Below are 22277 nucleotides of genomic sequence, written 5' to 3' on the forward strand. Positions count from 1 at the left end.
CGTCGCCGCGGAGATCGCCGCTGAGCGCCAAGCGCGATCGCAGGCTCTACGATCGGCGGAACGACATCGTGGCGTCTGCTGGTCCGGGCTCGGCTCCGACGCCTATCGGCCCCGAGGCCGCGACGCGCTGGAGGCTGAGGCGGCGGCGAAGCTTGCGCGACGCAAGGCCTGGCGAGACAGCCCGAGCGGCGCGTTCCTCAACGTCATCAGCGGGATGCAGGTGGCCGCCAAGGCCGCCCATGACGCGGGCGAACGCGCCCGAGAGGCCTGTTCCAGGAGTGCACAGGCCGAGGCGGCGACCTGCGCGGCGGCCGCTCGCGAGATCGAGGTCCACGCTCGTACTTTGCTCGCCGGCGCTCGCTCCGCCCGTCGCGCGGCGCTCAGGCTTGCCGCGCCGTCGTCGGACCAGCGTGAAGGCTGAAACGCCGGCGCCAAGCCGTCTGCTCGAACTGCCGCTCTCGAACGATGTCATGCAGCAAGTCGGCAAGATCTAGAACCTGGTCGCGCGACATGCGGCGGGTCATGGCGCGGATCTCGGCCGTCAGTTCCACGATGGCCTCCAATGGCAGCCCGTCGTCTTGTTCGGACATCTGCGGACCCTCACGTCGGCCTACTCGCCTGAACGGAGAACTCGGCTCTAGGTTCCCGCTTGGCGGGCGTTGGGCCCACTCACTTGACGGCGGTGAAGACGCGGCGCAGATAGATAGTTCGATAACCTAACTATCTGGATCGCACGATGACGCCACTGGCGGAAAGCCCCGAACCGAGCCAGTTGGCCGAGGCGCTCCGCCCCGCGCTGCTGCGGGTTTCCCGACGACTTCGGCAGGAAGCGCAGCGGGTCGGGATATCGGCCCTGGACGCGCTCATCCTCGGTCAGATCATGCGCCGACCGGGCGTCGGGGTCTGCGACCTGGCCGAGGCGGAGCATATTTCGCGCCCGAGCATGAGCGGCCATATCAAACGACTGGAGGCGGCCGGCTGGGTGGCCCGCGCGCTCCATGCCGACGACGGCCGCCGCTCGGGCCTGGCCGTCACCCCCGCCGGCGCCAGACAGCTCGAAGCTATTCGCCAACATCGCAATGATTGGCTCGCCGCTCGCATCGCCAAACTCGACGCCGCGGAGCGCAAAGACCTGGTCGCCGCGATAGGCCCCCTCCTCCAGCTCCTGGCGATGGAGCCATGAGTCCCGTCGACGAACCCCTGGACCGTCCGCAGGACGCCGGCGCGACCCGCAGCTGGATGATCCCGGCCATCATCGGCTCGGCCATGCTGATGCAGACGATGAACGCCACGGTGCTGTCCAACGCCCTGCCAACCATGGCCGTGGCGCTCGACGAGGACCCGCTGCGGCTCAACCTCGCCATCACCATGTTCCTGCTGGCCTCGGCGGTCTTCCTGCCGATCAGCGGCTGGGTGGCCGACAAGTTCGGCGCCAAGCGCATCTTCATGATCGCCATGGTGCTGTTCGCGCTCTCCTCGGCCGCCTGCGGCCTCGCCCAGGATCTGACGCAGCTGGTTATCGCCCGCATCTTCCAGGGCATGGCCGGCGCCATGATGGGGCCCGTAGGCCGCCTGGTCCTGCTGCGAACCACCCCCAAGTCAGAGTTGATCGCGGCGATGTCGGTCATGACCATGCCGGCCCTGCTGGGTCCGGTGATCGGTCCCGTGGTGGGCGGCGCCATCGTCACTTTCGCCGACTGGCGGTGGATCTTCTTCATGAACCTGCCGGTGGCGGTCGTCGGCGTCTTCCTGGTCTTCCGCTACGTGCCCAATGTCACAGAGCAGGAGGTTTCCCCCATAGATTGGATCGGCATATTGCTGACCGGACTCGGCCTAGCCGGACTGATCTTCGGGTTCGAGAACCTCGGCCGCGGCATGCTGCCGGACGGCATGGTCGCGGCCCTTTTCCTGGGCGGATTCGCGGCGCTGGCCCTCTACTGGCGCCACGCTCGTGGCAATCCGCATGCGGTCCTGGATCTGTCGGTCTTCCGGGTCCAGACCTTCACGGCCTCCGTGGTCGGGGGCGCCTTCATGCGCATCGCCATGGGCGCGACGCCCTTCATGTTGGCCATGCTGCTGCAGATCGGCTTCGGCATGTCGCCGTTCCAGGCTGGGCTAATGACCTTCATCTCGGCGGCCGGCGCCCTGGTCATGAAGACCACCGCCCCGCCCATCCTGCGACGCTTCGGCTTTCGGACGGTCTTGACGGTCAACGCCGTCATCGTGGGGGTCAGCTTCATGGCCTACGGCCTCTTCACCCCCACCACGCCCCACTGGATCATCATGGCGGTGCTGGCGGTCGGCGGCTTCTTCCGGTCCCTGCAGTTCACCAGCCTCAACGGCATGGCCTATGCCGATATCGAGCAGGACCGCATGAGCCGAGCCTCCACCACCTCCTCGATGATGCAGCAACTGGTCCAGTCGATTGGCATCGGCCTGGCCGCCACCCTGATGCACGTCTTCATGGTCGCCCGAGGCGAAACCCAGCTCAGCGCCGAGTCGATCTCACCGGCCTTCGTCGTGATCGGTGCGATCACCTTCATCTCGCTGTTCTTCTTCGTCCCGCTCCGGAAGGACGCCGGCGACGAGATGAACGGCCGGATCAAGCCCAGCTAGCCTAGCGGACCGTCAGGTCCTCGATCACCGGCTCCACACTCGCCGCGTCGTAGACGGCCTGATCCAGGGTGCCCTGGCGCTTGGCCACCAGCGTCGGGATCAGCGCCTGGCCGGCGACGTTTGTCGCCGTGCGGCCCATGTCCAAGATGGGGTCGATGGCCAGCAGCAGGCCGACGCCTTCCAACGGCAGACCCAGCGTCGAGAGGGTCAGGGTCAGCATCACCACAGCGCCGGTCAGCCCCGCCGTCGCCGCTGAGCCGATCACCGAGACGAAGACGATCAGCAGGTAGTCGGTGAACACCAGCGGCACGCCGTAAAACTGCGCCACGAAGATCGCCGCGATCGCCGGATAGATGGCGGCGCATCCGTCCATCTTGGTGGTCGCGCCGAGGGGAACGGCGAAGGCCGCGTAGGCCCGCGGCACGCCCAGGCCGGACTCCGTCACCGTCTGGGTCACCGGCAGGGTGCCGATCGAAGAACGCGACACGAAGCCGAGCTGAATCGCCGGCCAGGCGGCGAGGTAGAACTTCAAGGGGTTGAGGCCGTTGAGCGCCAGCAGAGCCGGATAGACCCCGAACAGCACTAGGCCGAGACCGATGTAGACGGCGGCGGCGAAGGCGCCGAGCTGGGCCAGCGCGTCCCAGCCATAGTGCCCGACGGCGTTGCCCAGCAGGCCGATGGTGCCGATAGGGGTCAGGCGGATCACCCACCAGAGGATCTTGCGCACCACGGCCAGGGCAGAGGCGTTGAAGGCCAGGAAGGGATCGGCGGCCGCCCCGCTACGCAGGGCCGCGATGCCGGTCACCAGCGAAATGATGACGATCTGCAGCACATTGAAGGACAGCGTCGTGACCGGCGCGCCGTCGGTCATTTTCGACGAGGCGGTAAGTCCCAGCATGTTGGACGGGACCAGCCCCTTGAGGAAGTCCAGCCACGAGCCCTGCGTCCGTGACGCCTCGGCCGCGGCCGCGGTGATGCTGGTGTTCACGCCGGGCTGCAGGATCAAGCCCAGGGCGATGCCGATGAACACCGCGATCAGGGCGGTGAGCGCGAACCAGAACAGCGTGCGCCAGACGAGGGCCGCGGCGTTCTGAAGTTCACGAAGGTTGGCGATGCTGGCCACGATCGCGGTGAACACCAGCGGCGGAACCAGCACCCGCAGGAGCTGGACGAAGGTCGATCCCAGCAACTTCAGGGTCTCGGAGAGCGCATAGCCCTGCTGCCCTTCCTCCGTCCCGAGATGACGGGCGATGAGCCCCAGCACCAACCCGATGACCATGGCGGCCAGCACCTGGAACCCGAAGGATCCCAACAGACCTCGCCGCTTCACGTCCGCCTGCGCCATCCCCGCTCCTCATGGTGACTTGGCGCGAGCATGGTCTCGCCCCCAGCCTCACGCCAGCGGTTTGCTTTGCGGAGACGATGAGAAAACCTAGGGCGCCTAGCCAGGGGCAGCTTGGCGTTCGGCCAGGGCGATCTCGCCCGCGCAGGCCCGCGAGAGCGAAGTCTGGTCGGCGATCTTGTCGCGAAGGGCCGGCACGCCGACCGACGTCGCCCGGCCGGCCAGTATCTCCAGCGCCCCGGTCGCAACGGCTTCCCGCGCATGGGCCGCCCGCGAGCAGGGATCCTTCAATCGGCCCCAGAGCGGCAATGAGCGGATTTCCGTGCTCGCGCCGCCGCAGATCATTCTCGCCCGGTCGATCGCCGCACGACCGGCAACCGGCGCGCGGCCATTCGCGGCCAGCTGTCCGATAGAATTTGCGGCCGCGTCCATCGCGCTCTCACAAGGACCAAGAGCGCCGCGCAGAGACGTCAGGGCGGCGCTGGTCGGCGGAGCCGGCGCGGCCGCGACGCTCGCCACCGGCGGCTTCATCGCGGGGTCGTCGCAGCCGACGACAAGCAGTCCCGCCGAGACAAGGCCGCAGGTTGTTCTGAACATCTCCGCGCTCCGTGCCATCATGGTCATCCTAAAGTCGCGAAACGCGGTTTGGATGCCTCGTCCGCGAGCTGCGCAATTGACCGCCCCTGCCGCCCCGCCTAGCGTTCGCGCCCTTTTCTTTGATATTCCGGTGGTGATCCCATGCCCCAGATCCTGGTTCAGGACCTGGCGAAGACCTATCGCGTCATGGAACGCGATCCCGGCGTGCTGGGCGCGCTCAAGGGCGTGGTCCATCGTCGCTGGCGCACGGTCGAGGCGCTGAAGAACGTCTCGTTCTCCCTGGAAGCCGGTGAGCTACTGGGCTTCATCGGCCCCAACGGCGCCGGCAAGTCGACCACCATCAAGATCCTGTCCGGCATCCTTCGCCCCGACGGCGGCCACGTTGAGGTGGGCGGCCTGGTGCCCTACCAGGAGCGGATCAGGCACGTGGCCCGCATCGGCGTGGTGTTCGGCCAGCGCACCCAGCTTTGGTGGGACCTGCCGGTCATCGACGGCTTCGACCTGCTGCGAGACATCTACCGCGTCGACCCCGTTCGCTACGCCCGCACCCGCGACGAGTTGGTCGCCCTGTTGAAGCTGGAGCGTCTGCTGGACCAGCCGGTGCGCCAGCTCTCGCTTGGCCAGCGGATGCGCGCCGAGATCGCCGCGGCCCTGCTGCACGAGCCCGAAGTCCTGTTCCTGGACGAGCCCACCATCGGCCTGGACGCTCCCTCGAAGCTGGCGGTGCGCGAGTTCGTCAAGCGGCTGAACCGCGAGCGCGGCGTCACGGTCCTACTCACCACCCACGACATGCACGACATCGAGGCCCTGGCGGAGCGGGTCATCGTCATCGGTCACGGCCAGGTCCTGGCCGACCGGCCCTTCGAGGCCCTGCGCCGGGACGTCCTGCGCGAGCGCCGGATGTTCATCGACTTCGCGCAGGCCGCGCCGGACATCGACCTGCCCGGCGTGGAGGTGCGCGCCCGCACCGAGCGCTCGCTGGAGCTGGCCTTCGACCCCGACATGGTCCCGGCCGCGCGCCTGATCGCCGCCATCTCCGCTGACTTCGCTGTGGAGGACGTTCATGTCGAGCAGCCCGCCATCGAGGAAGTGATCGCCAAGTTCTACGACCTGCACGGCGCGGCGGAGGCCTGAACCGTGACCGACGCCTTGCGCCCCTACGCCGCGGCCTTCGCGGCCCGGTTCCAGCTCATGCTGCAATACCGCGCAGCGGCCGTGGCCGGCTTCGCGACCCAGTGCTGGTGGGGCGGGATCAAGGTCATGGTCTACGCCGCCTTCTTCGCCGGAGCCTCGGCGTCGGATGCGCCGATCACGCTCTCCCAGGTCATCACCTACACCTGGCTCGCCCAGGCCTTCCTTGTGCTCGCGCCCTGGAGCGGCGATCCCGAGATCAGCCAGGCGGTCCGCAGCGGAGCCATCGGCTATGAGCGCCTGCGCCCCATCGACACCTACAATTGGTGGTATGTCCGCGCCGCCGCCTGGATGACCGCCCGCGCCCTGCCCCGCGCCTTGTTGATGCTGGCCGTGGCCGGCGTCGCCTTTCCCCTTCTGGGTCTCGAGGCCTGGTCCTGGCGCCCGCCCGCCGACGCCCTGGCATTCGGCCTGTTCGCGCTGTCCATGATCCTGGTGGTCTTCGTCTCGTCGGCGTTCGTCATGCTCTTGAACATCAGCGCGGTGGTGACGATGGACGAGCGAGGGATCAACACCCTGGTCGCGTCGTTGCTGATCGCCTTCTCAGGCAACCTGCTGCCGCTGTCGCTCTATCCCGACGCGATGCAGACCTTCCTGCTTATCCAACCCTTCGCCAGCTTCCTGGACATTCCTTTCCGCATCTATTTCGGCGGGCTGAGCGGCTGGGGCGCCATTGCGGGACTTTCGCTACAACTATTCTGGACCCTGGTCATGGTCATCATGGGCCGCGCCTGGATGATCCGCGTCATGGCCAAGCTTCAGATGCAGGGAGGCTGAGCGATGAGCGCGCTCTTCTTGCTGACCCGCTACTTCTCCGCTTCGATCCGGGGCCAGCTCCAGTACCCGACCTCGACAATCCTGCTGGCGGCCGGCCAGTTCTTCTCGACAATCATCGACATCGCCGCCGCCTGGGCGCTGTTCGCCCGCTTCGGTTCTGTCCAGGGCTGGACCTTCGGCGACATCGCCATGTTCTTCGGCATGATCAGCGTGTCGTTCGCCATCGCGGACTTCCTGAGCCGCGGCTTCGACATGTTCGGCGCGCACTTCGTCAAGACCGGTGACTTCGACCGCGTCCTCTTGCGACCCCGCTCGGCGGCGCTGCAGCTCATCGGCTACGACTTCCGTCTGGCGCGGATCGGCCGTTTCGCCCAGGGCCTGATCGTCATCGCCCTGGCGACCAGCGTGCTCTCGCTGGAATGGGACGCCCCCAAGGTCGCCCTCGCGGTCTGGACAATTATCGGCGGCGTGGCGCTGTTCGTCGGCCTGATGGTCTTTCAGGCTGTCCTGGCCTTCTGGACCGTCGAGAGCCTGGAGGTGATGAACGTGCTCACCTATGGCGGCGTCCAGGCCGCGCAGTTCCCGCTCAGCCTCTATGCCGGCTGGTTCCGCAACCTGCTGATCTTCATCGTGCCGCTAGGTTGCGTCGCCTATTTCCCCGTCCTGGCGATCCTGGAGAAACCTGACCCGCTGGGCGCGCCCGCCTGGCTCCTGCCGCTGACCCCAGCGGCAGGGCTGATCTTCCTGGCCCTCTCATTCCTGGCCTGGAAGTTCGGCGTGTCGAAGTACACCTCGACCGGCAGCTAGGCAGGCGCCTCGACCGCGATGCGCCAGGATCTCTTGGGTGCCACGAACTCACGATTGGCTATGGCGTCCGGTTCGAGGCCCAGCAGAACCGCGGCGATGTCACGCGAAACCGCCCGGCTGTTGATGTAGTAGCTGTGCTGGGTGAAGGCGTCGGCGGCCGCGGCGATGTTGCGGCAATCCACCAGCACCACCTTCTTCGGGATCAGGTCGATCAGGCGTGGCCCGTCCGATCCCAGCCGGTCCGGATTGGCCTTGGTCTTATCCGACACCAGCAGCGCCCGGTCGCGCGGGTTGTAGTAGACCGTCACCTGACGCCCGATATAGGGCAGAAGCTTCAGCTTGCCGTCCTCCTCGAACGTGTCGTCGTCCTCGTCGGGCGCCGCCAGCAGTACCTGGTCGAACAGACGCACCAGGCTCTTCGGATCTTTAGCGATCACCGCCTGCAGGCCGTTGCGCAGCACATAGGCGCCCATGCTGTGGGCCATCAGGTGCAGCCGCCGCTGGCAGAATTCGTCGGTGCTCAATTCCTCGGTCAGGTAGGTCTTCAGCCGAAGGAAAGCCCGCGCCACGGCGGGACCGGAGGCCCGGGCGTCCTCGCGGTCGCTGTAGTAGGACATCAACGGCACGGCCGCCCCGTCCGAGGGCCAGCTGAACACGACGACGTTCAAGGCCCGGCCTTCCACCCTCACCTCCCGCGCCAGCTCCGCGCCGGCGGCCAGGGCGCCCATGAAGGGCACGTTGAAGCCGTGGATGAAGATCAGGGTGTCGGACTTCTCGCCCGACATGGACCTGTGCAGGTCAGCCAGGAAGCGGTCGCTGCCCTTCACCTTGAAGCCGTTCTCGTCGGCCTCCTCGGGATAGACGGTCACCGCGAGCGGTCGCGCGCCATCGTCGAACTCAGCGTAGCCGTATCGCAAGGCCGCCACGCCATCCGGGTTGAAACTCTTTCCGAAGATTTCGAGCTTGTTGTCGGGCAGATGATTGCGGTTGGTGGCGAAGTGGACGCGGAACGTGGACATGGGCTCCTCTCCTTGCGGACAAGGGAGGATGCGATCGCCACAGGCGATCGCAAGCCAAAACTTCCCGGTAGGGTTACTCCGCCGCCATCGCCATGGCGCTGCCCCGGGTGAGCGCGGTCTTGCGGGCCAGGGAGGCCTTCGCCGCCTCGTACTCGGCCGCCAGGCGGTCGACCAGCTGTCCCGCCGTTGGGATATCCTTGATCGCGCCGATCCCCTGGCCGCAGCCCCAGATGTCCTTCCAGGCCTTGGCCTTCTGGTTGCCGCCCGAGCCGAAGTTCATCTTCGACGGGTCGGCCACCGGCAGGTTGTCCGGGTCCAGGCCCGCCGCCTCGATGGACGGACGCAGATAGTTGCCGTGAACCCCGGTGAACAGGTTCGAGTAGACGATGTCGTCGCCGCGCGAGGCCACGATCATGTCCTTGTAGCCCTCCATGGCGCGGGCTTCCTGCGTGGCGATGAAGGCCGAGCCGATATAGGCGAGATCGGCGCCCATGGCCTGGGCGCCCAGCACCGCGGCGCCGTTGGCGATGGAGCCCGAGAGCGCGATGGGTCCGTCGAACCACTCACGCAACTCCTGGACCAGGGCGAAGGGGGACAGATGGCCGGCATGGCCGCCGGCGCCGGCCGCCACGGGGATCAGGCCGTCGGCGCCCTTCTCCACCGCCTTGCGGGCGAAGCGGTCGTTGATGACGTCATGCAGCACGATACCGCCATAGGAATGGATGGCGTTGTTCACGTCCTCCCGCGCGCCCAGGGAGGTGATGGTGATCGGCGCCTTGTACTTCACCGCCAGCTCGACGTCTTGCTCCAGGCGGTCATTGGTCTTGTGGACGATCTGGTTGACCGCGAAAGGCGCCGAGAGGCGGTCGGGGTTCTTCTTGTCCCAGTCGGCCAATTCCTCGGTGATCTGGGCCAGCCATTCGTCGAGCTGGCTGACAGGCCGAGCGTTCAACGCCGGAAACGAGCCGACGATGCCGGCCTTGCACTGCGCGATGACCAGCTCGGGACCCGAGATGATGAAAAGGGGCGAGCCGATGACCGGGATACGCAGGCGGTCGGCGAGGACGGGAGGCAGGGCCATGGGAAACACATCCTTGATTTGAATCGGCGTCGATCTAATTTTTACAACGTATATACAAACCATCGCAGGGCGCAAGCGTCGGAGAATGCTCACCTCGCGTGAACTTGACGCGCGCGAGGGAGGCGGCCCAATGGCGCACGATGACGCAAGCCTCTCCCCTCGCCGAGACCTTTCCCGCCGCCAGCGACGCCGACTGGCGCATCCTGGTGGAAAAGACCCTCAAGGACGCGCCGTTCGACAGCCTGCGCCGCGCCACGGCCGAGGGCCTGGCGATCGAACCGCTCTATCCGGCGTCCTCCACGACGGCGACCTTCGCGCCCCGGGCTCATGATCCTGAGCAGCCCTGGGACGTGCGGGTCTCGATCGCCCACCCCGATGCGGCCCAGGCCAACGCCGACCTGTTGACCGACTTGGCAGGCGGCGCGACCTCGGCGGTCATCTCGCTGGATCCCACAGGCCAGGCCGGCGTCGCGGTCGGATCGGCAGCGGACCTCGCTCGCGTGCTGGACGGCGTCCTGCTGGAGATGGCGCCGATCGCGCTCGACGCGGGGTTCCTCGGCCCCAGGGCGGCCGATTGGCTGGCCGCCGCGGCCAAGGGGTCGCCCACCGCCCTGCTCGCCTTCCACCTCGATCCGCTGAGCGCCTTCGCCAAAACAGGCTCGATCCCCGGGCCGATCGAGAGCCACCTGATCTCCGCCGCCACTGTCGCCGCGCGGCTGGCCCAAGCCCATCCAAAGGCCGGTCTGTTCCTGGCGTCCGGCCGTGTGGTCCACGAGGCCGGAGGGGGCGAAGCCGGGGAACTGGCCTTCGCCCTGGCCGCGGCGGTCACCTACGCCAAGGCCCTGGTGCGAGCTGGCTTACCGATGGCCGAAGCCTTCGCCGGGATCGCCCTGGGACTTTCGGCCGACGCCGACTACTTCGCCAGCCTGGCCAAGCATCGCGCGGCCCGGGTTCTGTGGACGAGGATGACCGGCGCCTGCGGCGTCAACCTTCCGGCTTGGATCGAAAGTCGCTCATCGGGCCGAATGCTGACGGTCCAAGATCCCTGGACCAACATGCTGCGTCTCGCCGCCGCCGCCGTGGGCGCCAGCCTCGGCGGGGCCGATGCGGTGGTGCTGGGGACCTTCACTGACGCCATCGGCCTGCCCATCCCCTTCGCGCGGCGCCAGAGCCGGAACACTCAGTTCGTGCTCATGGAGGAAGCCCATCTCGGTCGTGTCGCCGATCCGGGCGCGGGCTCGGGCTATGTGGAGGCGCTCACCGACGAGATCGCCCGCGCGGCCTGGGCGCAGTTCCAGACCATCGAGGCCCAAGGCGGCCTGATCGCGGCGCTCGCCAGCGGACATGTCGCCGCCGAGGTCGCCAGGGTTCGCGCGGCCCGCGACGCCGCTGGCCCGCCGAAGATCGTCGGCGTCACGGCCTTCCCGCCCACCCAGGCGGCGCCGGTTCAGACCGTCTCCGTGACGCCCCGGCCAGCGGAAGCGCCCTCCATACGCCTGCCCGGCCCCGACGGCGCCTGTCCGCCGCTGAATCCGATCCGCCTCGCTGAGCCCCATGAGGCCGCCCGATGAGCGCCTTCCCCGACTTCGCCGCCCTGCCCTTCGACGGCGTGGGCGCGCCCTCCGCCAAGCCCACCGGCCCCCTCTGGGACACGCCGGAAGGCATAGCGGTGAAGACCGGCTACGGTCCCGACGATGTCGAGAATGTCGTGGCGGGCTACCCCGGCCTCGCGCCCTTCGTGCGCGGTCCCTATCCGACCATGTACCTGACCAACCCGTGGACCATCCGCCAGTATGCGGGCTTCTCCACGGCCGAGGACTCCAACGCCTTCTATCGGCGCAACCTCGCGGCGGGTCAGATGGGACTGTCGGTGGCCTTCGACCTCGCCACCCACCGGGGATACGACTCAGACCACCCCCGCGTGAAGGGCGATGTCGGCATGGCCGGCGTCGCCATCGACTCCATCCTGGACATGCGGACCCTGTTCGACGGCATCCCGCTCGACAAGATGAGCGTCTCTATGACCATGAACGGCGCGGTCCTGCCGATCCTGGCGCTCTACATCGTCGCGGCCGAGGAACAAGGCGTTCCGCACGACAAGCTGTCGGGGACGATCCAGAACGACATCCTCAAGGAGTTCCTGGTCCGCAACACCTACATCTATCCGCCTGGCCCCTCGATGCGGATTATTTCGGACATCTTTTCATACACTTCGCGCGAAATGCCGAAGTTCAACTCGATCTCGATCAGCGGCTATCACATCCAGGAAGCCGGGGCGACGCTGGACCTGGAGCTGGCCTATACCCTGGCCGACGGCATCGAGTATGTGCGCGCCGGTGTCGCCGCCGGCATGAGCGTCGACCAGTTCGCGCCACGCCTGTCTTTCTTCTGGAACGCGGGCATGAACACCTTCATGGAGATCGCCAAGCAGCGCGCCGCGCGACTGCTATGGGCCACGCTCATGAGGGCCGAGTTCGACCCCAAGGACGCTCGCTCCCTCGCCCTGCGCGCCCACACCCAGACCAGCGGCTGGAGCCTGGCGGCCCACGACGTCTACAACAACGTGCCCCGCACCCTGGTGGAGGCCATGGCGGCGGTGGGCGGCCAGACCCAGAGCCTGCACACCAACTCCCTGGACGAGGCGCTGGCCCTGCCCACCGACTTCTCCGCCCGCATCGCCCGAAACACCCAGCTCTTCCTGCAGCTCGAGAGCGGCCAGACCCGGGTCATCGACCCTTGGGGCGGCTCCTACTATGTCGAGCGCCTGACGGCCGACCTCGCCGCCCGCGCCTTGGAGCACATCGCCGAGGTGGAGGCCCTGGGCGGCATGGCCAAGGCCATCGAGGATGGCCTGCCCAAGCGCCGCATCGAGGAGGCCAGCGCCCGCACCCAGGCCCGTATCGATTCAGGTCGCCAGACCGTGGTGGGCGTCAACCGCTACAAGCCCGACGGCGCTGAAGTCATTCCGATGCTGAAGGTCGACAACAGCGCGGTTCGCGAACGCCAGCTGGAAAAGCTCGCCCGGCTCAAGGCCGAGCGGAACCCCGCCGAGGCTCAAGCCGCCCTGACCGCGCTGACCAACGGCGCGCGCGGAAGCGGAAATCTGCTGGAGCTTTCGGTCAATGCGGCGCGGGCCAAGGCGACCGTCGGCGAGATCAGCCTGGCGCTGGAGGTGGTCTTCGGCCGCCATTCCGCCGAGGCGTCGGCTGTCACCGGCGTCTACCTGCGCGAAGCCGGCGCCACGCCCCAGGCCGACCGCGCCAAGGCCATGACCCAGGCCTTCGTCCAGGCCGATGGCCGAAAACCTCGCGTCCTGATCGCCAAGATGGGCCAGGACGGCCACGACCGCGGCCAGAAGGTGATCGCCTCTGGCTTCGCCGATCTCGGCTTCGAGGTCGATATCGGCAACCTGTTCCAGACGCCCGCCGAGGCCGCCGCCCAGGCGGTCGAGCACGGCGCCCATGTGGTGGGCGCCAGTTCCCTGGCCGCCGGCCACCTGACCCTGGTGCCCGAGTTGAAGGACGAACTGGCCAAGCTGGGCCGCGCCGACATCCTCGTGGTGGTGGGCGGGGTCATTCCGCCCGAAGATTTCCAAGCCCTGAAGGACGCCGGCGTCGCGGCCATCTTCACCCCGGGCACGGTGGTGCCCGAGGCCGCCATTGAGGTCATGGACCGCCTGAACGAACAGATGGGTTACGCCCAGCTTGAGAAGGCCTAGCTACCGCTTCGGCGACAGCCCGCTCTTGCGCCCCTTGGGCCGACGCAGCCAGTCATCGGCCAGCTCGGAGGGTCCGTGGCGAGCCTCGATGTCCTTCTGTAAGGCCTTGGCGGCCATCAGGTGACCGGGGAACAGGGTGTCGACCACCCAGCCGATCACCGGCGGCACTGAACTCGCCGAGTCCAGCGCGATGTAGGCGCCCATCCGTGCAAGGGTCTTGGCCGATGCGCCCGCCGCGATACCTTCGGCGATCAGCAGAGCCCCGGCGCCCAGGCTGTAGACCGTGCCGGCCACCGGCACCCAGGCCAGCACGCCGTCTAGACCCACGCCAAACGGCCCGACGCCGACCAGGCGGTCGGAAAGCCGCTTGATCCGTTCGGCCGATCGCCAGGCCCGGTGGGCCCTATCCCTCGTGACTTCCATGATCGCTAAACGCCGTTCGCCGCGTGAGGCTCCACCATGCGCTCGGCCCTGCCGCCACGGCTAGCCCCAGAGCTCGCCGTCGGGCGGAGCGATCACCGATCCCGTGAAGGTCAGGCCGTGCTCGCGGTCGCGAGCCAGCAGTAGCGGCCCATCCAGGTCGACGACCTGCGCGCCCTGCGCCAGGATCATGGCCGGCGCCATGGCCAGCGAAGTGGCCACCATGCAGCCCGCCATCACCTGCAACCCAAGGGCCCGCGCCTGCGCGGCCACCGCCAGCGCCTCGGTCAACCCGCCGCACTTGTCCAGCTTGATGTTCACCGCACCGTAGCGGCGGGCGCAGGCGGCCAGGTCGGCGCGGGTGTGCAAGCTCTCGTCGGCGCATAGCAGGACCGGACTCGCATAGCCCTCCAGCGCCGCGTCGTCGCTCGCCCTCAGCGGCTGCTCGATCATCAGCACGCCCAGCCGCGCCAGTTCGGGGGCCAGGCGGCGCAGGTCCTCGAATTCGAGACCCTCGTTGGCGTCGACCACCAGCCGGCTGGAAGGCGCCGCGTCACGGACGGACTCAACCCGATCGAGATCGCCCGGACCCCCGATCTTGAGCTTCAGGATCGGTCGGTCGGCCGCAAGTCGCGCGGCCCGCGCCATGGCGTCGGGTTCGCCCAGGCTGATCGTGAAACAGGTTGTGACTGGCGACAGACCGCTAAGACCGGCGCTCTCCCAGGCCCGCTTGCCCGACAGCTTCGCCTCAAGATCCCAAAGCGCGCAGTCCAGGGCGTTCCGCGCGGCGCCTGCCGGAGCCACCGCCTGCAGTTCCAGCCGACCCAGACCACACTCCACGTCGGCCCGTAGCGCCCTGATGCGTTCGAGTTCGCTGTCGATCGTCTGACCGTAGTGGGCGTAGGGCACGGCCTCGCCACGACCGACGACGCCATCCTGCTCGATCTCGACGACGATGACACGAGCTTCAGTCTTGGCGCCCCGCGAGATCACGAAGGCTCCGCGTAGGAGCCACCGCTCCTCACGAACGGAGAGCCGGCGGCTCAAGCCAGGTCGCCGACCGCCGCGTCGAACAGTAAATAGGTCCGGCCGGCCTCGGAGCTGAGCAGGGTCGCCACCAGGAAGCCCTCGGGATCGCGGGTCGCGGCGTCATCCAGCAGGGCGTGATAACGCGCGATATAGGTGACCACCTGCGCCTTCAGGCGCTCGTCCGTGGCCAGGCGTCGCGCCAGGCGGCGAGTGGCGGCGGGCGCCAGGCGGCGCACCACCTGACGGGCTCCGTCCAGGTCGCGGGCCTGGATCGCGGCGGCCAGTTCGTCGATGCGACTGCGCGGCAGCAGGGCCGCCGGATCGATGCCCATGGCCCCGATCTCGCCGGCCAGGGTGTCCTCCAGCGGCGCATGCTGTTGCGGCGTCTCGCCTTCATGCTCGTCGATGGCGGAAAGCAAATCCTTCCAGGTCCAACCGTCAGCGCCCTGGGCGGCGTCTTCGGCGCGCCCGCCGGCCTGGCCGAAGACCTGGCTGAACTCCGCGTCCGTGGCGGTGGGCGTCAGTCGCAGGCGCTGGCGCGGAGCGGGCCTGTCGTCAGGAGTCGCCAGCGGCTCCGTCAGTTCCAGCTCCGGCTCAGCGTGGGCGACGACTTCGACCACAGGCGCTGGGTCAGGCTTCACCGACGGCTTGGGCGCGACGGCGACGGCCGCGGGTTCCGGCGCAGGCTTCAGAGGTTCTGGTCGGGCGATCCGCTCACGCAAGACGGCGGTTGGCGGAATGGCGGAGGTGTTGGCCGCCGCGCCCATCATCCGCACGGCCTCGCTCAACATCTCGTAGTTGCGACGCACGCGTTCCTGGAACACCTCGTCGATGGCCTGGGTCTCATCGGCCGTCCGGCGCGCGTGATCCATCATCTCGTCGATGCTGTCGCTGACCGCCTTGCGGACCTGCTCGGCCTGCCCCCGCGCCGTCGCCGGCATCTGCGCCGCGCGAGTCTCGATGTCGCCGAGCATCGCGGCCAGTTCATCCAGGGTGGCGCGCGCGGTTCGGGCGCCCTCCTCAAGCTTGCTGGCCGTCGCCGCACCGGCCTGCTCGACCATCTGGGTCGAGTGCTCGATCAGGGCGCGAGCCTCGGCTAGCCGGCTCTCGAACACCTTGTTGGCCTGCTGCCCAGCGGTGAAGGCGGCTTCCGAGAGCTGATCAACCTGGTTGCGGGCGGTCTCGGCATGGCGTTCGGCGGCCTGCCGGGTCTCCTCGGCGGCCCGGCCCAGGGCCTCGATGGTCGCCCGGGTCTGATCCTCCAGCCTCGCGCGTTCGGCGGCGGCAGCCTGCGACACCGCGTCCATGGCGTTCAATGTCGACTGGCCGAACTCGTCGCGTTCGGCGCGCGCCTGTTCGGCCAGATCGCGGAACTGCTCGGCGGCCTGGACGATCATTTGGCGCAGGGTCTCGCCACCCTTCACCGCCCGGTCGCCCATCTCGACGGTCGAAAGGCGCGCCTGACTGATGAACTCGGCCAGCTGCGCCGACTGGGTCTCGGCCTGAACAGAGAAGCTCTCCTGGTCCCCGCGCAAGGCGTGCGCGGCGGTGACCAGACCGGCGCGCTGCTCGGTCAGACCCGCCTCCACGGCGGTGATCTGCTCGGCGACGCCAAGCCCCGCCGTCTCCAAGCGGGCGATGTGGCGGGTCAGATCCTCGGCGGCGGTTCGCGCCGCGTCGCTGGTCTCGCCCGCGGCGGCGGCGAGGTCGGCCGCGCGCGCAGCCAGGGCCGCCTCGGCTTCGCGAAGCTGTGTCTCGGCCAGATCGGAGGCCTCCGCCACCATCCGCGCCTGCTGGGTGATGGTGTCGGCGACCGCTGTCGCCTGAGCGTCGAGGGTCTTGGACAGGCTGCCCATCTCGTCGCGCTCGCGGCCCAGGGTCTCCGCCAGGTCGGTGGCGGTGCGGGCTGAATTGGCCGCGGCCTCCACCAGCCGCTCGCTCTCGGAGGCCAAGGCCTCGCGCAGCGCCATCAGGGTCTCGCGCGCCTCATGCGCCGCGGCGGCGGCGCGGGAGATCTCTTCGCGGACGCTCGCCACGACATCATAGGTCTGGGCGCCGGCGGCCAGGGCGGGCGTCACCATCTCGTCGGCCAAGGCCTTGGCGCGGCGGGTCTGCGCGCTCAGCTTCTGGCCCTGGCGAACCATGTAGGCCCCAAGCCACACGAACAGCGCCGGGCCCACCGCCATCAAGGCGAAGACCGCGAAGGCGAAGGGTTCGTAATCGAAGGGCGCGACCGCGCGGCGATAGCCCCACGCGAAGGCGATCGGCGCGGCGGCCCAAAGCACGGACACGACGAAGGCGGCCAGATAGATCGGCCAACCGGACGGTGTCTCCTCTGAATCGTCGTCGACCGATTGCGGACGACGCGCAGGAATATGGGGCGTGGCGGTGGCGACCTCGGTCTGCGGCGGAATCGGCGTGAGCGGAGCAGCCGCCTGAGCTTCGGGCTCTCGGAACGGCGGCAGGGGCGGCAAGGTGAAGAGCTCTTCCTCCGCGGACAACTCCAGTTCCGGCAGCTCGGAGGTGGGTGCGCGAGCGGTGAGGCCTTCGTCACCTAGCGCTTGAAAATCAACAGGTTGATGCCGCTTCTTGATCTTCATGGTCCGACTTCGGCGGCCTTCCCACAGTGCGCGTGACCCCGAGTTCGCGCCTCGACAAGAGGATTACCGGCGAACGTCGGCGGCGCAAAGCGGCATTGGTGCGATTCTTGACGAGAGGGTCGGATTGTCGCGGCGGCGCGCGCCTAGGTCCTGACCATCATCGCCTTCTGATCGGGACAGTCCTGGTCCGCCGCGATCTTGCCCGGCTTGACCACCAGACGGGCGGCGGTCTTGGCCGCCGGCTTCGGCGTCACGGTGCGCGCGATGGTACGTTCGGCGGGCGCGGGCTTCTCGACCTGATAGGCTTCGAGCGACACGCCGAAATGCGCGTAGGCGGCGGCGGAGGAGTGCACCACCACGGCTGCGACGATCTCGGTCAAGGTCTGCATCGGAAGTCTCCCCGGTCGTCCGACACGACTCCGGCGAGCAGCGTTATACGACAAGCGTCGCTATTGGACGATGTGCCGCAACATGAAATTTCGGTCATGTTACCTGCAGGCCTCACGCGGCGATGTCGCGGAACGCCGCGCCTTCGTGGCCCAGCAGCCAACGCTTGCGATCCAGCCCGCCGCCGTAACCGGTGAGGCTACCGTCGCTGCCGATCACACGGTGGCAAGGCACGACGATCCCGATAGGATTGGCCCCGTTGGCCAGCCCGACCGCACGGACCGCGGCGGGATTGCCGATCGCTTCCGCCAACCGTTTGTAGCTCCAGGTTTCCCCCGCCGGGATGGTGCGCAGCGCGGCCCAGACGCTCTTCTGAAACGCCGTGCCGCCCGTCCGACAGGTCAGGCGGTCGATGGCCTGTCGCTCGCCGGCGAAATAGGCCGCGAAGGCGGTCACTATGCCCTCGGGCGCAGGCGCCTCCGTCAGCGTCACCGACCCGTTCTGGCGGCGCAGCAGCTTGTGCATCCGCGCCTCGTGACTGGTCCAGTCGAACGCGCGCAGGGCGCCCTCGCCGTCGAAGATCACCAAGCCCTCGCCCATAGGGGTGTCGATGCGGTCGAGGAACAGAGGTTCAGGCGGCTTGGGCATGCTTGGCGTCCGAGGGGTTCTTGGGATCGGCGGCCCACAGGTGGGAGGCGGCATAGGCCCGCCACGGCCGCCAGCGTTCGGCGCGGGCCAGCAGCTCGGCAGGGGTGGGGCGCACGCCATCGGGGGTCTCCAGCGCCCGCATCAGTCCGATATCGGCGCTGGGGAAGGCGTCGGGTTCTCGTAAGGCGCGCATGGCGATGTACTGCGCCGTCCACTCGCCAATGCCAGGCAGGGCGCGCAGGGCCGCCACCGCCTCGTCCAGGCTGCGGCGAGTTCCGAACAGGTCCGGATCAGCGGCCGCCGCAACCGCCAAGCCGACCAGGGCCCGCCCTCGCGCGCGTGGCATGGCGAGCGTCTCGACATCGACCTGCGCCAACCGCTCCGGCGTCGGGAAGAAGTGGGTCAGGCCCATCCGGTTGGCGGCTTCGTCCAGCAACGGCTCGCCATAGGCCGCGGTGATCTTGCCGGCGAGCTGACGCGCGGCGTGGACGGTGATCTGCTGGCCCAGCACGGCGCGCACCGACAACTCGAAGCCGTCCCAGGCGCCGGGCGCCCGCAGTCCCGGCCGTGCGGCGACCAGCGGCGCCAGGACCGGATCTTCCGAGAGATGCGCCTCGATGATCGCCGGATCGGCGGCCAGGTCGAACACGCGGCGCACGCGGGCGATGATCGAGGGCCAGACCTGCACCTTGGGAAACCGCAGGGTGACCTTGAGATAGGACCCCTCGCCGCGCTCGACCATCACGACGCCGCGCGCGTCGCCCACCGCCAGCGCCCGGGCATAACCCTGGTTGGTGACGACCTCGACGCCTGGGATGGCGCGCGCGGTCAGGAAGGCCAGCATGGCCGGCCAGTCATAGGGTGCGCGGTAAGGCAGCTTGATCGTCGCGGCCCCACCTTCGCCGGCGGCGATATCGGCCCCGCCCAGTCGGCGCAGACGACCCGGCGGACGGCCGAAGAGCTGCTGGAAGGTCTCGTTGAACCGCCGCACGCTGCCGAAGCCGGCCGCCAGCGCGACCTCGGCCATGGGCAGTCGGGTCTCGTGAAGAAGTTGCTTGGCCAGCAGCACCCGCCGGGTCTGGGCCACCGCGACGGGAGAGGCGCCCACATGCTGCTGGAACAGGCGGCGAAGCTGGCGCTCGCCTACCCCCAACCGCCCGGCCAGGGCGTCGACGTCGCCCGCATCCATGGCGCCGGCCTCGATCAGAGCCAGGGCACGCGAGACGGTGTTGGAGGTTCCCCGCCAGGACCCCAGGTCCGGCGAGGTCTCGGGACGGCAACGCAGGCAGGGCCGAAACCCCGCCTCCTGGGCCGCGGCGGCCGAGCGGTAGAAGCTCATATTCTCGCGCTTGGGGATCCGGGCCGGACAGACCGGGCGGCAATAGATCCCAGTCGTCCTCACCCCGCTGAAAATCCGCCCATCGAAACGGACGTCACGGGTCTGAAAGGCGCGGTAGCAGGCGTCGTCATCCATATCCATGCCGGGAGGATGGGTCTCACGTGCGCGAAAGTCTCGCGGTTTTCGGACATGACCGGAGACGACTTGGCGGTTTTCGGATGCGACCGCTCCGCCGAACCCGAACCGCGCGCCGCAGCAATTTCCTTGGGACGCTGTCAGGAAATCTCTATCGTCACGGTGGGTCGCGTCCCCTAATCCACCGCCAGGGCCAATCCGCGCGCCAAGGGGCGAGCGGACGTTTCGCGATTAGCGGCGGATACCCGCCCGAGGTTCATGTGCAAGGTTCAGCCCTGATGCAGGCGCAGGCGCCCGCCATCTCCACCGAGACCCTGACCCACCTTCAGCGCCTGGAAGCCGAGAGCATCCACATCATGCGCGAGGTAGCGGCCGAGGCCGAGCGCCCCGTGATGCTCTATTCCATCGGCAAGGACTCGGCCGTGATGCTGCACCTGGCGGCCAAGGCCTTCTATCCCTCCAAGCCGCCCTTTCCCCTGCTGCACGTCGACACGACCTGGAAGTTCCGGGCCATGTACGAGATGCGTGAGCGGATGGCCCAGGAGTTGGGCTTCGAGCTGCTGGTTCACAAAAACCCCGAGGCCGTCGAGCGGAACATCAATCCGTTCGACCACGGCAGCGCCCTGCACACCGACATCTGGAAGACCGAGGGCCTGAAGCAGGCGCTCGACAAGTACGGCTTCGACGCGGCCTTCGGCGGCGCGCGCCGCGACGAGGAGAAGTCCCGCGCCAAGGAGCGCATCTTCTCCTTCCGCTCGGCCCAGCACCGCTGGGATCCCAAGAACCAGCGCCCCGAGCTCTGGAAGCTCTACAACGCCCGCAAGAACCCCGGTGAGAGCGTCCGGGTGTTCCCGATCTCCAACTGGACCGAGCTGGACATCTGGCAATATATCCACCTGGAGAACATCCCCATCGTGCCGCTCTACTTCTCCGACGTGCGGCCGGTGGTGGAGCGCGACGGCGCGCTGATCATGGTCGACGACGAGCGCATGCCCCTGCGCCCGGGCGAGACGCCGGCGATGAAGTCGGTGCGGTTCCGCACCCTCGGCTGCTACCCGTTGACCGGAGCCGTCGAGAGCACGGCGGCCACCCTGCCGCAGATCATCCAGGAAATGCTGCTCACCACCACCAGCGAGCGCCAGGGCCGGATGATCGACCACGACCAGGCCGCATCGATGGAGAAGAAGAAGCAGGAGGGCTATTTCTGATGGCTCACCAGTCCGATCTCATCGCCGAGGACATCGAGGCCTATCTGCTGGCCCACCAGCACAAGAGCCTACTGCGCTTCCTCACCTGCGGCTCGGTGGACGACGGCAAATCGACCCTGATCGGCCGGCTGCTCTACGACTCCAAGATGATCTTCGAGGACCAGTTGGCGGCGCTGGAAGCCGACAGCAAGAAGGTCGGCACCCAGGGCGGCGAGATCGACTTCGCCCTCCTCGTCGACGGCCTGGCGGCCGAGCGCGAGCAAGGCATCACCATCGACGTCGCCTACCGGTTCTTCTCCACCGACAAGCGCAAGTTCATCGTCGCCGACACGCCAGGCCACGAGCAGTATACCCGGAACATGGTCACCGGCGCCTCGACGGCCGACGCCGCCGTCATCCTGATCGACGCCCGCCGCGGCGTGCTGACCCAGACCCGCCGGCACTCCTATCTGGTCAGCCTGCTGGGCATCCGTCACGTGGTCCTGGCCATCAACAAGATGGACCTGGTTGGCTGGAGCCAAGAGACCTTCGACACCATCCTGGCCGAGTACCGCGCGTTCGCGACCCAGATCGGCATCAAGGACTTCACCGCCATCCCGATGTCGGCGCTTCGCGGCGACAACATCACCGCCCATAGCGAGGCCGCGCCCTGGTACGACGGCCCGGCCCTGCTGCCGTTGCTGGAGAGCCTGCCGGTCGAGGACGACCAGCGCGAGAAACCCTTCCGCATGCCCGTGCAGTGGGTCAACCGGCCCAATCTCGACTTCCGGGGGTTCTCAGGCTTCGTCTCGGCCGGCGTCATCCGGCCGGGCGACAAGATCAAGGCCCTGCCCTCCGGCCGCGAGAGCCGCATCGAGCGCATCGTCACCAAGGGCGGCGACCTGCCCGAGGCGGTCGCCGGCCAGTCCGTCACCCTGACCCTGACCGACGAGATCGACATCTCCCGCGGCGACGTGATCGCCGCCGCCGCCTCTCCGCCGCCGGTCGCTGACCAGTTCGAGGCGACGGTCGTCTGGATGGACGACGAGGCCATGCTGCCCGGCCGCCCCTACCTGATGAAGCTGGGCGCGCGGACCGTCTCGGCCCAGATCACCGAGCCCAAGTACAAGGTCAATGTGAACACCCTGGAGCACCTGGCCGCCAAGCGCCTGGAGCTCAACGAGATCGGGGTCTGCAACCTTTCGCTGGACGGCAATGTGCCGTTCGAGCCCTATGGCGCGAACAAGGATCTGGGCGGTTTCATCCTGATCGACCGGATCTCCAACCGCACGGTGGGCGCCGGCATGCTGCACTTCGCACTGCGCCGCAGCCAGAACATCCACTGGCAGGCGGTGGACGTGCACAAGGAGGCCCGCTCGGCCGC

Annotated in this window: 21 protein-coding genes; 10 read left to right on the forward strand and 11 right to left on the reverse strand. The window is 68.2% G+C overall.

The genetic code is table 11. The features are described 5' to 3' along the window. Positions 1-421, forward strand: a 421-nt coding sequence (locus RMO04_RS19330) for a hypothetical protein (protein ID WP_309646400.1), incomplete at its 5' end; no start/stop codon positions are given. Here the strand turns inward: RMO04_RS19330 and RMO04_RS19335 are convergent. Continuing rightward, positions 381-590 (reverse strand): hypothetical protein, encoded by a 210-nt coding sequence (locus RMO04_RS19335; RefSeq protein WP_309646401.1) that lies wholly within the window; start codon positions 588-590, stop codon positions 381-383. The genes RMO04_RS19330 and RMO04_RS19335 overlap by 41 nt on opposite strands. Positions 591-736: 146 nt before the next feature. Here RMO04_RS19335 and RMO04_RS19340 point away from each other — a divergent pair, with 146 nt between their 5' ends. Further along, positions 737-1183 (forward strand): MarR family transcriptional regulator, encoded by a 447-nt coding sequence (locus tag RMO04_RS19340; RefSeq protein WP_309646402.1) that lies wholly within the window; start codon positions 737-739, stop codon positions 1181-1183. Beyond that, positions 1180-2616 carry an MFS transporter gene (locus tag RMO04_RS19345; RefSeq protein WP_309646403.1) on the forward strand — a complete coding sequence of 479 codons (1437 nt, stop codon included), beginning with the start codon at positions 1180-1182 and terminating at the stop codon, positions 2614-2616. The genes RMO04_RS19340 and RMO04_RS19345 overlap by 4 nt, the downstream gene beginning before the upstream one ends. Position 2617: 1 nt before the next feature. Here the strand turns inward: RMO04_RS19345 and RMO04_RS19350 are convergent, their stop codons facing one another. Together RMO04_RS19350 and RMO04_RS19355 are read right to left on the reverse strand one after the other, a co-directional pair. After that, positions 2618-3961, reverse strand: a complete 1344-nt coding sequence (locus RMO04_RS19350) for a dicarboxylate/amino acid:cation symporter (RefSeq protein WP_309646404.1) — start codon at positions 3959-3961, stop codon at positions 2618-2620. 96 nt (positions 3962-4057) lie between these two features. Next, positions 4058-4390: a hypothetical protein gene (locus RMO04_RS19355; protein ID WP_309646405.1), complete on the reverse strand. Its 333-nt coding sequence runs from the start codon at positions 4388-4390 to the stop codon at positions 4058-4060. Positions 4391-4741: 351 nt separating this feature from the next. On the opposite strand from RMO04_RS19355, the gene RMO04_RS19360 reads away from it, so the two are divergent. Genes RMO04_RS19360 through RMO04_RS19370 form a run of 3 tightly spaced genes read left to right on the forward strand, consistent with a single transcriptional unit; the run spans position 4742 to position 7330 of the window. Further along, the gene (locus RMO04_RS19360) at positions 4742-5689 is read left to right on the forward strand and encodes an ATP-binding cassette domain-containing protein (protein ID WP_405041520.1); all 948 of its coding nucleotides are present in this window, start codon (positions 4742-4744) and stop codon (positions 5687-5689) included. A gap of 3 nt (positions 5690-5692) precedes the next feature. After that, a complete protein-coding gene (locus tag RMO04_RS19365; RefSeq protein WP_309646407.1) occupies positions 5693-6523 on the forward strand; it encodes a hypothetical protein in 831 nt (276 codons plus the stop codon). Between the two features lie 3 nt (positions 6524-6526). Next, on the forward strand, positions 6527-7330 hold the full coding sequence (locus tag RMO04_RS19370) for an ABC-2 family transporter protein (RefSeq protein WP_309646408.1): 804 nt from the start codon (positions 6527-6529) through the stop codon (positions 7328-7330). Here the strand turns inward: RMO04_RS19370 and RMO04_RS19375 are convergent. Together RMO04_RS19375 and RMO04_RS19380 are read right to left on the reverse strand one after the other, a co-directional pair. Then, positions 7327-8349: an alpha/beta fold hydrolase gene (locus RMO04_RS19375; protein ID WP_309646409.1), complete on the reverse strand. Its 1023-nt coding sequence runs from the start codon at positions 8347-8349 to the stop codon at positions 7327-7329. The genes RMO04_RS19370 and RMO04_RS19375 overlap by 4 nt on opposite strands. 73 nt (positions 8350-8422) lie before the next feature. Then, positions 8423-9430 carry a nitronate monooxygenase family protein gene (locus RMO04_RS19380; protein ID WP_309646410.1) on the reverse strand — a complete coding sequence of 336 codons (1008 nt, stop codon included), beginning with the start codon at positions 9428-9430 and terminating at the stop codon, positions 8423-8425. Between the two features lie 140 nt (positions 9431-9570). On the opposite strand from RMO04_RS19380, the gene RMO04_RS19385 reads away from it, so the two are divergent. Both RMO04_RS19385 and scpA read left to right on the forward strand, forming a co-directional pair. Further along, positions 9571-11001: a methylmalonyl-CoA mutase family protein gene (locus RMO04_RS19385; RefSeq protein ID WP_309646411.1), complete on the forward strand. Its 1431-nt coding sequence runs from the start codon at positions 9571-9573 to the stop codon at positions 10999-11001. Next, positions 10998-13148 carry a methylmalonyl-CoA mutase gene (gene scpA / locus RMO04_RS19390; protein WP_309646412.1) on the forward strand — a complete coding sequence of 717 codons (2151 nt, stop codon included), beginning with the start codon at positions 10998-11000 and terminating at the stop codon, positions 13146-13148. Before RMO04_RS19385 ends, scpA begins: the two co-directional genes overlap by 4 nt. Here scpA and RMO04_RS19395 read toward each other — a convergent pair whose 3' ends face one another. The 6 genes from RMO04_RS19395 to RMO04_RS19420 all read right to left on the reverse strand — a co-directional run bounded on the left by RMO04_RS19395 (position 13149) and on the right by RMO04_RS19420 (position 19712). Further along, positions 13149-13571, reverse strand: coding sequence for a DUF4112 domain-containing protein (locus tag RMO04_RS19395; RefSeq protein WP_309646413.1), 423 nt, complete (start codon positions 13569-13571; stop codon positions 13149-13151). A 60-nt stretch (positions 13572-13631) separates the two neighbouring features. Next, positions 13632-14615 carry an N-acetyl-D-Glu racemase DgcA gene (gene dgcA, locus RMO04_RS19400; RefSeq protein ID WP_309646414.1) on the reverse strand — a complete coding sequence of 328 codons (984 nt, stop codon included), beginning with the start codon at positions 14613-14615 and terminating at the stop codon, positions 13632-13634. Then, positions 14612-17197: a polar localization protein TipN gene (locus RMO04_RS19405; RefSeq protein WP_309646415.1), complete on the reverse strand. Its 2586-nt coding sequence runs from the start codon at positions 17195-17197 to the stop codon at positions 14612-14614. The genes dgcA and RMO04_RS19405 overlap by 4 nt, the downstream gene beginning before the upstream one ends. A gap of 143 nt (positions 17198-17340) precedes the next feature. Next, positions 17341-17586: a hypothetical protein gene (locus tag RMO04_RS19410; protein ID WP_309646416.1), complete on the reverse strand. Its 246-nt coding sequence runs from the start codon at positions 17584-17586 to the stop codon at positions 17341-17343. Between the two features lie 112 nt (positions 17587-17698). Continuing rightward, a complete protein-coding gene (locus RMO04_RS19415) occupies positions 17699-18232 on the reverse strand; it encodes a methylated-DNA--[protein]-cysteine S-methyltransferase (protein ID WP_309646417.1) in 534 nt (177 codons plus the stop codon). Next, complete coding sequence (locus RMO04_RS19420; RefSeq protein WP_309646418.1) at positions 18216-19712, reverse strand: AlkA N-terminal domain-containing protein; 1497 nt, start codon at positions 19710-19712, stop codon at positions 18216-18218. The genes RMO04_RS19415 and RMO04_RS19420 overlap by 17 nt, the downstream gene beginning before the upstream one ends. Before the next feature lie 272 nt (positions 19713-19984). Here RMO04_RS19420 and cysD point away from each other — a divergent pair, with 272 nt between their 5' ends. Together cysD and cysN are read left to right on the forward strand one after the other, a co-directional pair. Continuing rightward, positions 19985-20914, forward strand: a complete 930-nt coding sequence (gene cysD / locus RMO04_RS19425) for a sulfate adenylyltransferase subunit CysD (RefSeq protein WP_309646420.1) — start codon at positions 19985-19987, stop codon at positions 20912-20914. Beyond that, positions 20914-22277 (forward strand): sulfate adenylyltransferase subunit CysN (cysN, locus tag RMO04_RS19430; protein ID WP_309646419.1); only part of this gene is annotated, 1364 nt, incomplete at its 3' end. The genes cysD and cysN, both read left to right, overlap by 1 nt.

The sequence above is a fragment of the Phenylobacterium sp. genome, from assembly GCF_031412415.1.
GTDB lineage: Bacteria > Pseudomonadota > Alphaproteobacteria > Caulobacterales > Caulobacteraceae > Phenylobacterium.

Excerpts from the sequence above, each read along its gene's own strand:
- RMO04_RS19380 (WP_309646410.1), bottom strand. The coding sequence starts at position 9,430 with ATGGCCCTGCCTCCCGTCCTCGCCGACCGCCTGCGTATCCCGGTCATC.
- RMO04_RS19335 (WP_309646401.1), bottom strand. The coding sequence starts at position 590 with ATGTCCGAACAAGACGACGGGCTGCCATTGGAGGCCATCGTGGAACTG.
- RMO04_RS19350 (WP_309646404.1), bottom strand. The coding sequence starts at position 3,961 with ATGGCGCAGGCGGACGTGAAGCGGCGAGGTCTGTTGGGATCCTTCGGG.
- RMO04_RS19375 (WP_309646409.1), bottom strand. The coding sequence starts at position 8,349 with ATGTCCACGTTCCGCGTCCACTTCGCCACCAACCGCAATCATCTGCCC.
- RMO04_RS19395 (WP_309646413.1), bottom strand. The coding sequence starts at position 13,571 with ATGGAAGTCACGAGGGATAGGGCCCACCGGGCCTGGCGATCGGCCGAA.
- scpA (WP_309646412.1), top strand. The coding sequence starts at position 10,998 with ATGAGCGCCTTCCCCGACTTCGCCGCCCTGCCCTTCGACGGCGTGGGC.
- cysD (WP_309646420.1), top strand. The coding sequence starts at position 19,985 with ATGCAGGCGCAGGCGCCCGCCATCTCCACCGAGACCCTGACCCACCTT.
- RMO04_RS19360 (WP_405041520.1), top strand. The coding sequence starts at position 4,742 with ATGGAACGCGATCCCGGCGTGCTGGGCGCGCTCAAGGGCGTGGTCCAT.
- RMO04_RS19405 (WP_309646415.1), bottom strand. The coding sequence starts at position 17,197 with ATGAAGATCAAGAAGCGGCATCAACCTGTTGATTTTCAAGCGCTAGGT.
- RMO04_RS19415 (WP_309646417.1), bottom strand. The coding sequence starts at position 18,232 with ATGCCCAAGCCGCCTGAACCTCTGTTCCTCGACCGCATCGACACCCCT.
- RMO04_RS19385 (WP_309646411.1), top strand. The coding sequence starts at position 9,571 with ATGACGCAAGCCTCTCCCCTCGCCGAGACCTTTCCCGCCGCCAGCGAC.
- RMO04_RS19420 (WP_309646418.1), bottom strand. The coding sequence starts at position 19,712 with ATGGATATGGATGACGACGCCTGCTACCGCGCCTTTCAGACCCGTGAC.
- RMO04_RS19370 (WP_309646408.1), top strand. The coding sequence starts at position 6,527 with ATGAGCGCGCTCTTCTTGCTGACCCGCTACTTCTCCGCTTCGATCCGG.
- RMO04_RS19340 (WP_309646402.1), top strand. The coding sequence starts at position 737 with ATGACGCCACTGGCGGAAAGCCCCGAACCGAGCCAGTTGGCCGAGGCG.
- RMO04_RS19355 (WP_309646405.1), bottom strand. The coding sequence starts at position 4,390 with ATGGACGCGGCCGCAAATTCTATCGGACAGCTGGCCGCGAATGGCCGC.
- RMO04_RS19410 (WP_309646416.1), bottom strand. The coding sequence starts at position 17,586 with ATGCAGACCTTGACCGAGATCGTCGCAGCCGTGGTGGTGCACTCCTCC.
- RMO04_RS19345 (WP_309646403.1), top strand. The coding sequence starts at position 1,180 with ATGAGTCCCGTCGACGAACCCCTGGACCGTCCGCAGGACGCCGGCGCG.